16 protein-coding genes and 1 pseudogene are annotated in these 15,294 nt (G+C 36.5%); 6 read left to right on the top strand and 11 right to left on the bottom strand.

The window, feature by feature from the left end; all coding sequences use genetic code 11:
* Positions 1-27: 27 nt before the first annotated feature.
* From nhaA to XJ32_RS00930, 4 genes are all read left to right on the top strand, one after another.
* Entirely contained in the window at positions 28-1,539 is a 1,512-nt protein-coding gene (gene nhaA, locus XJ32_RS00945; protein WP_077388036.1) for a Na+/H+ antiporter NhaA, read from the top strand.
* 137 nt (positions 1,540-1,676) lie between these two features.
* Complete coding sequence (locus tag XJ32_RS00940) at positions 1,677-1,880, top strand: hypothetical protein (protein ID WP_077388035.1); 204 nt, start codon at positions 1,677-1,679, stop codon at positions 1,878-1,880.
* Between the two features lie 77 nt (positions 1,881-1,957).
* Positions 1,958-2,719 carry an alpha-1,2-fucosyltransferase gene (locus XJ32_RS00935; protein WP_254422403.1) on the top strand — a complete coding sequence of 254 codons (762 nt, stop codon included), beginning with the start codon at positions 1,958-1,960 and terminating at the stop codon, positions 2,717-2,719.
* A gap of 356 nt (positions 2,720-3,075) precedes the next feature.
* Positions 3,076-3,882: an outer membrane beta-barrel protein gene (locus XJ32_RS00930; RefSeq protein WP_077388033.1), complete on the top strand. Its 807-nt coding sequence runs from the start codon at positions 3,076-3,078 to the stop codon at positions 3,880-3,882.
* A 99-nt stretch (positions 3,883-3,981) separates the two neighbouring features.
* On the opposite strand, the gene XJ32_RS00925 is transcribed toward XJ32_RS00930, so the two are convergent.
* Together XJ32_RS00925 and XJ32_RS00920 are read right to left on the bottom strand one after the other, a co-directional pair.
* Positions 3,982-4,380: a group III truncated hemoglobin gene (locus XJ32_RS00925; protein ID WP_077388032.1), complete on the bottom strand. Its 399-nt coding sequence runs from the start codon at positions 4,378-4,380 to the stop codon at positions 3,982-3,984.
* Between the two features lie 24 nt (positions 4,381-4,404).
* A complete protein-coding gene (locus tag XJ32_RS00920) occupies positions 4,405-4,842 on the bottom strand; it encodes a copper resistance protein CopD (protein ID WP_077388031.1) in 438 nt (145 codons plus the stop codon).
* 106 nt (positions 4,843-4,948) lie between these two features.
* On the opposite strand from XJ32_RS00920, the gene XJ32_RS00915 reads away from it, so the two are divergent.
* Entirely contained in the window at positions 4,949-5,521 is a 573-nt protein-coding gene (locus XJ32_RS00915) for a Crp/Fnr family transcriptional regulator (RefSeq protein WP_077388030.1), read from the top strand.
* 119 nt (positions 5,522-5,640) lie between these two features.
* Here the strand turns inward: XJ32_RS00915 and XJ32_RS00910 are convergent, their stop codons facing one another.
* From XJ32_RS00910 to XJ32_RS00880, 7 genes and pseudogenes are all read right to left on the bottom strand, one after another.
* A complete protein-coding gene (locus tag XJ32_RS00910) occupies positions 5,641-6,546 on the bottom strand; it encodes a methylenetetrahydrofolate reductase (protein ID WP_077388029.1) in 906 nt (301 codons plus the stop codon).
* 258 nt (positions 6,547-6,804) lie between these two features.
* Positions 6,805-6,951, bottom strand: a complete 147-nt coding sequence (locus XJ32_RS11630) for a hypothetical protein (RefSeq protein WP_155243509.1) — start codon at positions 6,949-6,951, stop codon at positions 6,805-6,807.
* Positions 6,952-6,998: 47 nt separating this feature from the next.
* Positions 6,999-7,196: pseudogene (locus XJ32_RS13375) on the bottom strand (thiamine pyrophosphate-dependent enzyme); the annotation flags it as partial.
* Positions 7,196-9,451 (bottom strand): 5-methyltetrahydropteroyltriglutamate--homocysteine S-methyltransferase, encoded by a 2,256-nt coding sequence (metE, locus tag XJ32_RS00895; protein WP_005218815.1) that lies wholly within the window; start codon positions 9,449-9,451, stop codon positions 7,196-7,198. The gene metE and the pseudogene XJ32_RS13375, both read right to left, overlap by 1 nt.
* Positions 9,452-9,831: 380 nt before the next feature.
* Positions 9,832-10,242 carry an acyl-CoA thioesterase gene (locus tag XJ32_RS00890; protein WP_077388028.1) on the bottom strand — a complete coding sequence of 137 codons (411 nt, stop codon included), beginning with the start codon at positions 10,240-10,242 and terminating at the stop codon, positions 9,832-9,834.
* A gap of 14 nt (positions 10,243-10,256) precedes the next feature.
* A complete protein-coding gene (locus tag XJ32_RS00885; protein WP_077388027.1) occupies positions 10,257-11,321 on the bottom strand; it encodes a 7-cyano-7-deazaguanine synthase in 1,065 nt (354 codons plus the stop codon).
* An 84-nt stretch (positions 11,322-11,405) separates the two neighbouring features.
* Complete coding sequence (locus tag XJ32_RS00880) at positions 11,406-12,488, bottom strand: UDP-N-acetylglucosamine--N-acetylmuramyl-(pentapeptide) pyrophosphoryl-undecaprenol N-acetylglucosamine transferase (RefSeq protein ID WP_077388026.1); 1,083 nt, start codon at positions 12,486-12,488, stop codon at positions 11,406-11,408.
* Positions 12,489-12,573: 85 nt separating this feature from the next.
* On the opposite strand from XJ32_RS00880, the gene XJ32_RS00875 reads away from it, so the two are divergent.
* A complete protein-coding gene (locus XJ32_RS00875; RefSeq protein WP_077388025.1) occupies positions 12,574-13,386 on the top strand; it encodes a metal ABC transporter solute-binding protein, Zn/Mn family in 813 nt (270 codons plus the stop codon).
* A gap of 22 nt (positions 13,387-13,408) precedes the next feature.
* Here XJ32_RS00875 and XJ32_RS00870 read toward each other — a convergent pair whose 3' ends face one another.
* Positions 13,409-14,098 (bottom strand): IMPACT family protein, encoded by a 690-nt coding sequence (locus XJ32_RS00870; RefSeq protein ID WP_077388024.1) that lies wholly within the window; start codon positions 14,096-14,098, stop codon positions 13,409-13,411.
* 16 nt (positions 14,099-14,114) lie between these two features.
* Entirely contained in the window at positions 14,115-15,164 is a 1,050-nt protein-coding gene (gene yejB, locus XJ32_RS00865) for a microcin C ABC transporter permease YejB (protein ID WP_077388023.1), read from the bottom strand.
* Between the last annotated feature and the right edge of the window lie 130 nt (positions 15,165-15,294).

Here is a 15,294-nt window from a genome sequence, read left to right as displayed (position 1 = left end):
AATTTTACATATCTTTAAGGCAAAACTATGGGGCTAGAGCATAAAAACATACATGCACAAGAGATGCAACAAGATAAAATCGATCATGCAAACAATACGCTAAAAAACTTCATCACACATGAATCATTTGGCGGTGTTTTACTCTTTTTCTGCGTTACTATGGCAATGATTATTGCAAATACAAACTTTGGAATCTTTTATAATGAATTTTTTGGTATGTATTTGGATTTTCATATCGGCGGGACTAGAGTTATACATATCAGTATTTTACATTTTATTAATGATGTGTTAATGTCTTTTTTCTTTCTCATGGTGGGCTTAGAGATGAAGCGCGAAGTGCTTTATGGGGAGTTGGCTGGATTTCGTGCGGTAAGCTTTTCTGTGTTTGGGGCTATTGGGGGATTAGTGCTACCTAGTGCGATATATATTTTTTTCAATCTAGGCACACCGAGTGTAAATGGCTTTGGCGTTGCAATGAGTACTGATACCGCCTTTGCCTTGGGTGTTATATTGCTACTTGGCAAAAGGATTCCAAGTGTGATTAAAATCTTTCTTGTAACCTTAGCGGTTGCTGATGATTTAGGTGCGATTAGCGTTATTGCTATCTTTTACACTGACCAGATTAATTGGATTTATATCTATATTGCCATCGTGCTACTTGCTGTGTTAATCACCTTTAATTATTTGGATATTAAGTATTTATCGCTTTATTTTGCAGTGGGCTTTTTACTTTGGATTTGCTTTTTTCTAAGTGGGGTGCATGCTACCGTTGGGGCAGTGCTACTTGCCTTTACAATACCGGGGAAGTCTCAAATATCACAGCATAGCTATCTTGGATTAAAAGAAGCTTATAATAAGCTTTATTTTAAAACTAGGGCAGATTTTACCACTTTTACGCCAAGCCACACAGAAGAGAGAAATAGATTTGGGGCGATTTTGTATGGTTTTAAGGACTTTTTTGTAAGTTCATATCAAAATATTAAGAAATTTATGAGTTCAAAAAGCGATATGGAAAGAGAAGTTGATATGCACAAAGAGCATGAAAGAGTGGAGATTCTAGACACAATCGCTAGATATTCAAAATACGCACAAAATCCACTCGTGCGGATTGAATATATCTTGCAACCTTTAAATGCGTATTTCATCGTGCCTTTATTTGCCTTTGCAAATGCGGGAGTTTCTATTGATTCTAGTCTTAATTTTAGCGTTGATGGAATCTTTTGGGGTATTATTCTAGGTTTAGTGCTTGGTAAGCCCTTAGGCATTTTAGGCTTTACATGGCTTAGTGAGAAACTTCGCCTTGCAAAGCGACCAGAGGGCTTAACAAATACGCAAATCTTTTCTGTTGGTGCATTAGCAGGCATAGGCTTTACCATGTCTATGTTTGTAGCAAATCTTGCGTATAGCTCAAATATGAGTGTAGATTTAGCAAAAATCTCTGTGCTAATTGCCTCTGGCATTGCCGCTATTATCGGCGTAACAAGCCTTTATTTCAACACAAAAGATTCTAGTGAAGAAGATATTCGTATTGAAGATTAGTGAGTGTGAAAAAATGTAGTGCTGCATGTTCTAGCCTGAAGTGAGCATAGTCATTGCGATATAAATGTTTTATGCTATAATGTAGCTTTCATAACTTCAAAATATCTGTTAATTACAATAAAATCAAAGGAATTTTTATGTTAATACGGCTTGTTGGCGGACTTGGTAATCAAATGTTTATTTATGCTTTTGCAAAAACTATGAGTTTAAAGGGCTATCCTATTTTGCTTGATGCGACATATTTTAATGAGAATTTGCATAAAGATGCTTTTAGTCAAGTTTCTACAAATAGTGTAATGACTAATGGGGGGGGGGGCAAGACCTGCGACTTTTTGAGTTAATGTTATATAATATCTCTTTGCCACTATGCTTTGATTACAAAACCTTAGTTAAATATTTTTATTCTAATGACAAATCTTTGAAATACAACTTCCCATTGCAATACATTCGATACGCTACAAGAAGTAAATATCATAAATTATACTGGCTAGCATTAAAACATTATAAATATTTTTATGATGAAGATCCACAAGGCGACAACATTGTAAAAATGTATTTAAATGATAGTTTAGAGAAGCACGCTTATCCCTTTGGATACTTTCAAAATCTTATATATTTTGATGACATATATTCTATAATAAGAGAAGAGTTTTGTCTAAAAATACCCTTAAAACCACATAATCAAACGCTAAAAGAAAAGATAGAGAAAACAGAAAATAGTGTATTCTTGCATGTAAGATTGGGGGATTATTTAAAAATGGAAGCAACAGATGGAGGCTATGTGCGTTTAGGAAAGACCTATTATCAAAGTGCAATCGAGATTATAAAAACTAGGCTAGGGCAACCACATATTTTTATTTTTAGTAATGATATAGAATGGTGTGAGAAAAATTTATGCAATTTACTTGACTTTAAGGGTTGCAATGTTGAATTTGTTAAAGCTAATGGTGAGGGCAATGCAGCAGAAGAAATGGAGCTTATGAGAGCTTGCAAACATGCAGTTATTGCTAATTCAACATTTAGCTGGTGGGCTTCTTATCTCATCGATAATCCAGACAAACAAATCATTATGCCAACACAAGTTTTTAATGACACAAGAAGGATTCCAAAATCAAACATGCTTGCTAAAAAGGGTTATATACTCATTGATCCATTTTGGGGGACGCATAGCATTGTGTGAGACAACTTGACAACACCCTCTTTTTATAAGCAATGAACTCCAATGTTTGCCAAAAAAAAGCAATTTTAAGCATTAAATATATCTTATAGCCATTAAATGTGTATTCACCATATTTTATTTGTGTTTGTAAATGCGGGTATCTCTATTAATTCGAGTCCCATTTGGCTTTTAAATAAAAATCTTTTTATACATGTTGTTTTTGCCTTTTATAATATTAGGGATTTGTAACCACATGGGCTACAAATCCCATCCAAACACCTAATTAACTCTCAATTTGGCACGGATCTTTTTGCCCTACTTGCGTTTTTTTTTTTTGTTGTAGAATACGCCCTGATTTTATGGAAAAGGAATAAAATATGAGAAAAATAGTAAGTATAAGTGCAGTATTGTGTAGCATAGCATTTGCGAATAACTCTATGTCAATGCAACAAGATTACATAGACAACCCCTATGACAATATGTCGCAAACTAGCACACACAATCAAGATATGAGAAATGATAATGGCTGGGGCGGACTTAGTCCAGAAAAAGAAAGTTATAATGCAAAGAAGAGGGGTTGGTTTATAGGCTTTAATATTCCATTTGCAAATATTCATTCGCGGCTTTATACCGGCAATTTATTATCCATTACAACATTAGATATAAAAGGCAGATTAGCTGGATTTGGAGTAAAGGGAGGGTATCAAACCTTTCAAGATAAGATTCCATCATTATATTTATGGGGTAATAGATTTTATATGAGCTATGACTATATGGGTGCGACACTTGATGGGCAAAGTAATCCAACTGCCACAAAGAGCGACAAATCAATTTATGTGCAAAATATTTTATTTCATGTAGATGCTATTATAGATATTCCATTTAATTTTAAAAAGCCAAATTCTGGTTTAAGTGTATCTTTTGGTGTGTTGCTTGGCGGACATTCTCATTATACCGGGATTTCAAAGATGAGTTTCTCTCTTGCATTGGGGATTGAAGCTGGAGTTGGGGTAAATATTGCTGCAAAGCATAGAATCGAATATACATGGCAGTTTCTATTGCCATATGGCAAGGAAGAAATTGGAAATTATGCAAAACCACTTGTTTCTAACAGCATATATTCCACTGCTGATAGCCTAAAAAACTCAATGTTTTCAAGTGTAAGTTATAGCTATGTGTTTTAATGGTGCAATTTGATTCTATCCATAGTTTAGATAAACACTCATTACAAAATTATTGATATAGAATCTTACTTAAGATTCTATGCTAACTCTATATAGAATCTACCTATTATACCCACTCTCATACAGCATAAACATAAATCGCTTCGCTATCATCTCTGCCCTTTCCATAATCATTACAATATGCTCTTCTTTTGCATACACAGATTCTAAACTCTGCTTAAAAAGCTTTAACCACACAGCAAAAAGCTCTCTAGGAAAAGGGGGCAAGTCAAGATGGGCTTTCAAAGGGTGTCCGCTATAATCGCCACTATTTAAAAGCATACCCTGCCAAAATGTCGCAATCTTTGCCTTATGCTTCTCCCACGCCATATCATCACTGCCAATTTTAGCATTAAACACATCGCCTAGCCCACGCTTATCAAAACGCACCTTATTATAAAAAATATCCATAAGCCTAATAATAGAATCTTCATTTATCACATCAAATTTTTTCTGCATATTCGCTCCTTTTTGAAATTAACTTCACATATAAAATGCCATTTTTGCTAACACCACGATGAAAAATCCAAGCACCAAAGCCACCTTATGAATGCTCTTTGCCAATGGATTTTTTAGTCCTAAAAACTTACACGACAAAGACACAACCACCATACACACAATACACAACGCCAACACGACTTTTATCATCAATAGCACCTGCAAAGCCGAGTCAAAAAATCCTTGCGTTGTGCCTACATAGCGGCTTATCATCGCCCCACCACTCAGCAGCAGCAAAAGCAGACAAAGGGGCATTATCTTCACACCCCGCTTTGAGACAATACTAAAGATCTTATCGGCTAACTCATCGCCAAGTGCCTTTTTTAGCGGACTAAGCAACACCACATCGGTGAAAATAAATCCTAAAAATATAATCGCACAAAGCAAATGCAGCGTAAGCATATACGGATAGATTGCTTCCATTTTATTCCTTTCATCAATGATAATAGAATCCCAATGCAATGCTAGACAAAATTACACAAGAAAACATTGATATATGTTAAGATTCTCTATTTTTAAAGGATTATGTATGCAAAAACTTTTTAATATTTTAGAGCAAATCGGCAATAAACGCACATATCAAAACGGCGAGATTCTATTCCTTCAAGGTGCTATGCCTACGCATTTATACCTACTTCTTAGCGGCAAAGTGCGACTTTATAAGACAAAGGAGCATATCTCAAGCACACAGCTAACGCTACACACACTTTCATCTCCGCAATTCATCGCTGAAATGCCCTTTTTTATGCAAAGCCCCTATCCAGCAAATGCCGAATGTGCCTCAATATGCGAGATTATCGCTATAAGCCAAGAGAGTTTCCACACGCATTGTTTGGGTAATAGCGAGATTTGTTTGCTTTTTATCACTTCATTATGTAAAAAGATACAGATTCTAGAATCTCACATTGCCCTGCAAAATCAAAGTTTGCAAGAAAAAGTCCTAAGCTATCTCTCACACAACAAAGATAGCCTCCACACACTCACCCAACGACACATCGCAAACGCCCTAAATATCGCACCAGAATCCCTATCCCGCACCCTAAAAACCCTAAAAACACAGGGCATACTTACCACGCATAAGGGTAAGGTTACACTACTCTAGGCTACTTTTCTGCTTTTTAGGCATAAAGTCTGCAACAATAAAGTTTTAATGGGGGGGGCAATACGATTATATCTTTGTCATTTTTTTGTAAGTATAGATAAGAGATTGTATTAATATCTTTAATCCTGCACAAACTCCCTTAGCAAACTCGGTTTATTCGCACTCATAAAGTGGAATTTATTATGCAATGTTTGTAAATCCTTAAAAAGCTCCCTTGATAGCTCTAAGCCGATTTTTCGCTCTACTTCTTTGCCTTTAATACTCGCCTTTTCTAGCTTTTGCACCCATTCATTTGGGATATACACGCCGGGCAGTTTATCCCGCAAAAATAACGCCACCTTATAACTTAGCACAGGGAAAAATCCTAGAATCATCACGCAGTTTTGCCCTAGCTCTTTATTTATAGATTCCATACTCTCAAGTAAAAACCTTGCGGCTTCAAGTGAGAATACAGGTTGAGTAAAAAGCCCTTGCACCGCTGAATTACTAAGCTTTTTTAGCATTTTCTTTTTTAAAGATTCTGTGTTGTTGGCATAGGAATTAATAACTGAAAAATTATAGATTGTCTCCACGCTATCCTTTAGCACCTTGCCATTTGCTGCTATGCCTTGATTTAGCCCATCTATAATCCTGCCTAGTTTTAGAGAACTTTCTTCAAATACGCCCTTAGCCCCCGCACAATCGCCATTTTTCACCCCATCGCCACTAAGACTTAAAAAGGAGCGAAGTCCAAACTCATTTGCCCCCAAAATATCGCCACACAAGGCAATGGAGTTTCTATCTCGCATTGAAAGCGTGCAGATTAAGGGCTTTTTTAGGGCATTTTGTAGCTTGATAGAGCTTAGGATTGAAGAGGGTTTGAGCCGTGCAAGTGGGGAATCTGTGCAAACAAAACAATCTGCTTGGCTTAAAGATTCTAACTCATCTATTACGCTTTGCCCGATTGTAGAGCTAAGGCTTGGCGAGACTTCTACGCTTAAAAATGGCTCGTTACTTTGGAGTTTAGTGATGAGTTGCTCTAACATTTTCTATCCTTTTTATTTTAGTTTTTTACGAATCTCCTGCCACTTGCTAAATTTTCTAATTTCTCTTTATTTTTCTATGCTTTCTTTTTTTCGCAAAAAGGGGTTTATCCCCTCCCCGCTCCCCTTAGCCCCGAAAAAGTCGCCACTTTTTACCCTTACGGGATTTGCAAAGCTACATCGGCAATCAAGGGGAGAGCCTCGCTATTCCCTATCACACTTCGCTTTGGCGGTGGCACTGCTGCCACCTTATTCCCAAAGCTACACACCACGAGAGGGGCGAGAGTGGGACTTACACGCTTTGCGTGTAACATTGATTTTTATGGTGGCAAAGTCGTGCTTTGCCACTTTGGCGATTGTGGAATCTGATTGAGATTCTAAGCCTTTTAGATTTTTCGTCTTTTTCAAAGGCTCAAAATGACAAAAAACATAGAATTTGCGTAAGATTCTGCAATGCTAGAATCCACATTGTTTGAATCTTGGCATTCTAAGGATTGAGATGAGAAAACCAGCGAAGCGGTGCAAGGCGAAGCCACAGCAGGTTTCTTTAGTAAATCGGCGTTTCAAGTGAGCCAACAAGAAGCTTACTTCAGCGTAAGTGCCGCAGTTGGCGAACGCAGAATCGCCGATTTATCGCTCAATACTGAATGCCCTAGCCACGCACTTTTTTCACTGCCTCTACTATATTTTGCAGACTTGGCTTCACCTCTTCCCACTTCCTAGTTTTTAGCCCACAATCTGGATTTATCCATAGCTGCTCTTTTGGCAACACTTCAAGTAGAGCGTTAATCTGTGTTACTAGCTCTTCAACACTTGGGATTCTAGGGCTATGTATGTCATATACGCCCGGTCCCACTTCATTTGTATAGCCTACTTGCTTAAAGACTTTTAGTAGCTCATTGCCACTTCGTGCAGTCTCAATGCTAATCACATCGGCATCAAGGGCTTCAATGGTTTTAATAATGTCATTAAACTCGCTATAACACATATGCGTGTGAATCTGCGTCTTTGGCGTAGCAATCGCCACAGAAGTTTTAAAGCACGACAACGCCCAAGATTCATAATCCTTGATATTTTCAGCTCTCAAAGGATAGCCCTCTTTGAATGCCGCTTCATCAACTTGTATAACTTTAATCCCCGCCTTTTGCAAGTCATCAATCTCATCGGCAATACACAAAGCCAACTGCTCGCAGACTTCCTTTCTACTCAAGTCATCACGCACAAAGCTCCAGTTTAAAATCGTTACAGGACCGGTTAGCATTCCTTTCATCACTTTTTGCGTAAGACTTTGCGCGTAAGTTATCCACTCAATCGTCATCGCCTTAGGACGCTCCACATCGCCATAAATGATAGGGGGCTTCACACAGCGGCTACCATAGCTTTGCACCCACGCATTTGCGCTAAACACAAAGCCGCTTAACTGCTCTCCAAAATACTCCACCATATCATTTCGCTCCGGCTCCCCGTGCACCAACACATCAAGCCCAATAGAATCTTGAAATTCCACGCAATCCTTGATATACGCCTTTATGCCTTTTTCATACTCTGCCTTGTTTATCTCGCCCTTTTTATAGCCTAGACGCAATGCCCTTATTTCGCTAGTTTGCGGGAATGAGCCAATCGTTGTGGTTGGCAAAAGTGGGAAGTGAAAAGCTTCTTTTTGAATCTTAATGCGTTCTTTAAAAGGCAGACTTCGCTCTTTTATACTATAAGATTCTACTCTTTGGCGTATAGTTGTATTATGCGTTTTACTAGAGTTTTTGCGAGATTGATTTATCGCTTTATTCTGCTCTAAAAAGCTTTGTGTAGCAGAATCTAAGCTCCCTCTATACGCCTTTTCTATCGCACAAAGCTCAGTAATCTTCTCTCTAGCAAAGCTTAGCCACGATAAAATCTCTTTTTCAATCTTATTTTCTCCCTCTTTACTAAAAGGCAGGTGCAAAAGTGAGCAAGAAGCACTCACTACAACCCTATCTTTTGGCACAATCGCACTAATAGATTCTAAAAGTTTAAGCTTAGATTCAATATCTGCTACCCAAATATTTCGCCCATCAACAACCCCCGCGTAGAGAATCTTATCACTCTGTGCGATTAAATCTAAACTCTCTTTATTTTTCTCCCCATAGATAAAGTCAAGCCCAAGCCCTGCAACTTTTGACTTTACAAGGATTTTTGTAAGCTCATTGCTATGCTCAAAAAATGTGCTTACAATCGCCTGTATGCCGCTATCTGCAATGGCGTTATAAACATTTAATACTTCAGATTCTATATCAATGCCACTAAAAATCTCTTTGTTTAGCCCACGCACAAAAAGCGGCTCACTAAACTCAATAACGACTTTAGAATCTAGCTTTGCAATTTCTTTTATTAACTCCAAATACGCCGCTTTTAGCTTATTAAAAATCGCAGTAGGATTCCCATTTGCAATCTTACTTAGCCCAAAAAATGTAAAAAGCCCAATGAGTGAGATTTTAGGATTGAAACCTAGTGCTTTTGCTTCATTATAATAGGCTTTAATATTGCTTATATCTGCCTTGTAGTTATCATCTTCACTTAGCTCTGGCACGACATAGTGATAGTTTGTATTAAACCACTTTGTCATCTCACAAGCCACGCCATTCTTATGCCCTCTTGCCATTGCAAAATAGCCCTCTAACCCGCTTAAATCCTTAAATCGTTTAGGTTTTGCGTTTAACGAGTATGCTAAATCTAGCACATTATCATACAAGCTAAAGTCATTCACACATACAAAATCCAAATCCTTTTGCTCCGCCCAGTGCTTTTCTCGCAATGCCTTTGCCACAGATTCTAAATCACTTTGTGTGCTTTTGCCACTCCAAAAGCTCTCCAACGCCTTTTTTAACTCTCTATTTTGTCCAACTCGTGGAAATCCTAAAATATTGCCCATTGTGTTTCCTTTTTGTAATGTTATGGTGCAATTATGGCATAAAAATTTAAAAACACAATATGTAATTTAAATTTTTTGCATAAAAATTGTATTTTTTATATAAAAAATCATTCAATAACGCATGACAAGGCACTTAGAAATAGATACAAAAAGTAACAAACACAATATGTAATCTAAATTTTATGATCTAATTTTGCATTTTACATAGAAATTATTATAAAGATTGAAAACATATTTGAATCTTATGTGAAGTAGGTTTTTATGTAAAAGAGAAGAGATATTTTCAAGCTATAAGAGAGAAACTCAGTAAATTATAAATACAAGCATGATTAAGTATGTAATCTAAGATTCTAAAGCATCACATAAATCTATATACAGAATCACTCACAAGTAAAAAACCCGGCAACATCTTGCAGTGAATCTGTAATTTTGCATGGCTTTTTTGTATGAATGTCAATGTGTGCGAGTTTTACTTTTAGGCTAAAAACAAGCTCTGGTGTATCTAGTGCAGTATTACATGTAGCAATTCTAAATATTTCTTGTTTTAAAATCAGTGAAGCACTTTTTATCTCTAAAGGTGTAGTTTGCACTTTATATTTATCGCCTAAATGCAGTGTTTTTATAAAGCTAGATTCTATCTCTTTGACTACAAAGCCATGTTTTGTATTATGCGGAAGCATGCCTTTTTCAAAAAAGAGTAAAGAGCGCGCCCGCTCACAAAAGACAAGGTAATTTGCATGATATACGATACCGCCACAATCTGTATCATCATAAAACACATACGAGACCATGTTGCCCCCTTAAGTTAGGATTGTAAAAGCAAAAACTTACTTGCCTCTTCTTTTGCATAGGGCATAAGCGTTAAAACCTCATCGCCAATACGCACATTATACGACTTATCAAGCTGTGTTTTCGCATAGCCAAGCACAATTCTTGCGGCTAAGATTCTATCATCTTTATGTGCGTTTTTCTCCACTAACGCCATAGGTCCTTGTATATCTTGTAATTCTATTTTATCCATAAATTCATGCTCTATATCAAGCTTTCTGCCCTCTTCTTCATTGCGTGAGATAACGCACCTTGTGCCATTTTCTAGCACCATGTAGCGACCGATTTTAAATAATGCAACATCTTCAAATACCACTTTTCTATGTGCTTGCATATCCTTAATCTTTAGGGCGACTGAAGTATCTGTTAAGAGACAGCCACCGCCGGGCTTTTCATGGTATTTCCAACCATATTTTTTGAGTAAGTCAAGCTGTCTTTGTCTGCCTCTCCCACTTACATCAAGCAATCTCTCTCTATCTACCCAACCCATTTTTTCAGGAAAGGTTTCTGGCATGAGTTTGGCACTCATAGGGCGAAGGATTAACTCATCAAGTGTTTTTGGCTTACTAGGATTACTTCCATCTCGACTTAGGATAGAATCATATAGGGGATTTTCCCCGATTTTTCTTACAAGCTTTTTTACTTGATCCATTGCCTCTTTTCTTTGACTTTTTGGTCTCTGCCCTAATACTTCACCACTGATGGCAAAATCAGCCCCAAGCTCTACCATTTTCGCAAATGCGTGTGAAAACATATTTGCATGGCAGTCAATACATGGATTAAAATACTTCCCATAGCCATATTGCGGCTTAAATAGAATATTATCAAAAAACTGCTTTGCGATATTTATCTGTATGAGTTCTGCCCCAACTTGCTTAGCTGCGTTATAAAAATACTCACTTTTATCCTTATTACTACCAAAGCCTATGTTAAAATTTAGCGCATATACCTTAATGCCTTGCTCGTGCAACAACTGCATAGAAATCATAGAATCTAATCCACCACTAAATAATGCTACCGCACTTATTTGCTTTTTTGTCATAGTTATAAACTCCAAAATATTAATATTTTTTTAATATGTGAGATTATAACTTAAAATTACAAAGCTTTTATTTGTTATAAGATTCTAATTCTTAAGATATTGCCTTATGTGATTAATGATACATTCAGCACCATTTTGCTGTGCCATTGTGATAAGCGACTTTGAGATAGCAGAAAGATTTATTTGTGTGATTTTTTGTGCTAAATCGTTTATATCAATGCGTGAAATTTCATCTTGTGTGTAAAGCAGTGCTAAGTCTTTATCAATAAGGCTTTTTGCATTAAAATATTGATGATTTTTTGCTGCGTATGGGTAGGGTATAAAAAGTGTGGGTAAGCCATTGCTCACAAGTTCCCAAAGGCTTGATGCTCCAGCACGACTAATGCAAAAATCAGCCATATTCATAAGTTCTGCCATATCCCTGCTAAAATCAAATACAAATATATCCTTATTGCCACTTTTAAAATCCTGCATAGAATCTGCTAAATTGAAGCCTTTTTCAACATAGGCTTTATAAGTGTTTTCATAATCTATTTTTCCTGCTTGATGCAGGATTTTTATATTTTTCTCTTTAAGTAAGGGGGCAAGATTTAATGCTAGTTCATTAATCGCTTTTGCACCTTGAGAGCCACCAAAAAAGGCGATAGTTTTAAGCGTATCTCTCTCTCTTTGCTTCATAAAAAAATCACTATTAATAGGATAAGGCGTAAGGGTAACATTAGGATACTCAAAGCTTGAGAAAAAACTTTTTGCAAATGGCTTTAAAAGCTTATTTAGCGATCCCATACACGCATTTTGCTCATGTATAAAAAATGGAATCCTGCTAAAAATCGCCCCAAAACTCCCTGTCGCTGCACTAAATCCACCGACACTAATACACGCATTAATATTATGTTCTTTTAAAAGCTTTTTTGCACTCAAAGATTCTGTAATATTTTTTGCTAACGCACTCCATTTACCAAAAAAGCTTTGATTAACAACCGGCATAGAATCTAAAAAGGCAGTATGTGTAAAAGGTGTGCTTTCATTATCAAACCATTGCTTATCCTGCCCTTTTGTCCCACCTATATAGAGTGTAGTGATACCCTGCTTCTTGCACTCTTCGCCCAATGCCCTTGCGATTGCTAAATGTCCGCCTGTGCCACCCCCAGTGATTGCTATATTCATGTAAATCTCCGTTTTTATGTGTGAATCTCTAATTTTTGTAGTATTATAGCAGATTCCATTCATGTAGAAAGTCTAGGGGTTATGTATGAAAAAGTTTTTAATTGTTATTATCACAATGTGTAGCGTGTGTCATCTTTTATACGCAAAGAAATTACAAGTAAGTGTGAGTATCCCACCACTTTCTTTTTTCGTGCAAGGGATCGCAAAATCTAGGGCAGATATTCACATCATCGTGCCACAAAATAAAAATGCAGAGACTTATGAACCAAGCTTTAAAGACATGCAAACTCTAGCAAATAGCGATATATTTATCGGTATAGGCATGCCTTTTGAAAATATATGGCTACCAAAGATTCTAAAGGCAAATAAACAGCAAAATATACTAGAAATTGTAATGCTGCATGAAGACTTAAACAAAAAGGATCAAATGCACCTATGGCTTAGTATCGAGAATGCTAGAGAGATTACAAACATTATTACCATTGCATTAGCTTCAAAAGATCCGCAAAATGCAAGTTTCTACACTGAAAATGCAAAGGAAATATACCATGCATTAGAGATTTTAGAGCGGAAAATAAAATCGCATTTAGAGAAAATGCCACATAAAGACTTCATAGTCTTTCACCCATTATTTGATGAAGCAGCTGCTGAATATGGATTAATAGAGCATGCCCTAGAGCAACATGGAAAAACCTATGGCATGAAAGAGATTCTAAGTCTTGCTGACTTTGGTAAAAAAGCAGGGATTAAAAAAGTCTTTGCAGAAAGTAATAATAAAGATATAGCAACACTTGCAAAGACTATGGGGGCTAAAGTCATTCTTATTAACCCTATGAGTAGTGATTATATTAAGAATGTAGAATCTATTTTTGCAGAAATATCGAAGAGTTATGAATAGGGGACTAAGAAGATTCTATATATTATAATGCGTTAATGCATTTGCCAATATGTTGCATTTTATGACATATACTATCATAATAAAGATTCTTATACTCTTTTGAAAAATTTTCTAAATTTGTAGCACTCCCTTGTAGTTGCAAGGTAATGCTAGTTTGTAGAAACTCTCTATCAATCACTTCAAGTTGATGTTGTGTAGCTAAATGCAGGATTTTATTATACGCACTGCTTTTTACATGAATGCTTATGGTATCTTTAGCTTGATAGGGCAGGATTTGTCCTAGATTTTCAGCTAAAGTGATAGTTTGCAATGTCGCTTGTGTATATGCCCTTACTAATCCCCCAACGCCAAGCTTTGTGCCACCAAAATAGCGTATGCAAACACAAAAGATATTGATTAAGCCTTTACCACGCAAGACTTCAAGCATAGGCACTCCAGCACTCCCTTTAGGTTCGCCATCATCACTACTGCCCTCTATTATTTGCTGATATTCATTTAAGATTCTAAACGCCCATACAAAATGCACTGCTTTTTTATGTGCGGCTTGAAGCTTTGCTAATATGTCATTTCTTAATATTTGATTAGAATCTAGAGTTGTATTTGTAGCTATATCAAGTGGGAAAAGCAAGGCTATAAACTTTGAGCCTTTACATTCAAAAATTATCTCTTCTTTAGATTGTGCTGTGTTTTCTTGATAGATAAAATACTGCATTATTATCCTTTAGAATCTACGCCTTATCAAAATCTATACGCGGATCAACAACCATATAAAGCAAGTCGCCAATAATATTAGCAAATAAACCAATAAGCGTAAAAATAAAAAGTGTGCCAAATACAACAGGATAATCTCTAGTAATCACGCTGTCATAGCCAAGCAGCCCAAGCCCATCGAGATTAAAAATAATCTCTATCAACAGATTAGAGCTAAAAAACATACCAATAAAAGTAGCAGGGAAAAGCGTAATAAGTAACAGCATGGCATTGCGAAATATATGCAGATACAACACACGCATATTGCTTGCCCCCTTACTTCTTGCAAGTAGCACATAACCCTTATTTATCTCATCAAGAAATGAGTTTTTAACAAGTAGAGTAAGACTTGCAAACCCGCCAACACAAATGCAAATAAGCGGCAGAGTAATATGCCATAAAAGATCTTTTATCTTATCCCACAAACCCATCTCATGAAAATTTTGACTAACTAAATCTTTCAGTGGAAATATATCCCAAAAACTCCCTCCAGCAAATAGGACAATTAGCAAAATAGCAAACAAAAACGGCGGGATAGAATACAAAAGCGTAATGCAAACACTAGTAAAAGTATCAAATGGGCTATTGCTATATAACGCTTTAATAATGCCAAGCGGAATGCTTATAAGATAGATAATGAGTGTGCTAAAGATTCCAAGTGTGATTGATACAGGCAGCTTTTCTTTAATAATATCAAGCACACGAGCCTCCCTATAAAAACTCTCTCCAAAATCAAATCGCATATAATTTTTCAGCATGATAAAAAATCTCTCTAAAATGGGCTTATCAAAGCCATACATTTCCTTTAATTGCGTAATGAGAGCAGAATCAAGCCCCTTTGCACCTTGATAGCTTGATAGCCTTATACTCCCAGCATTACTCTCACCTTGCAGAGTATTTGTAAGCCTCGCACTCATTTGCTCCACAGGACCACCGGGTGCTAACTGAATGATGAAAAAATTAAGCGTGATAATACCAAGCAAGGTAGGTATAACTAAAAAGATTCTCTTAAAAATGTAGGATAACATAAAATGCCTATATATAAATTTTTACAAATTTTTATAATATGATACTATAAAATGTGTTTGTGATAAAATTATACGCATAAGAAGTATAAGATTGCAAACAAATTTGGATTCCCATTAGGTTTAATCAGTC

Origin of the sequence: Helicobacter bilis (assembly GCF_001999985.1) — a bacterium.
Classification (GTDB): Bacteria; Campylobacterota; Campylobacteria; order Campylobacterales; family Helicobacteraceae; genus Helicobacter_A; species Helicobacter_A rappini.
The sequence above is the reverse complement of the archived record's forward strand: the minus strand, read 5'-3'. Positions and strand labels throughout refer to the sequence as shown.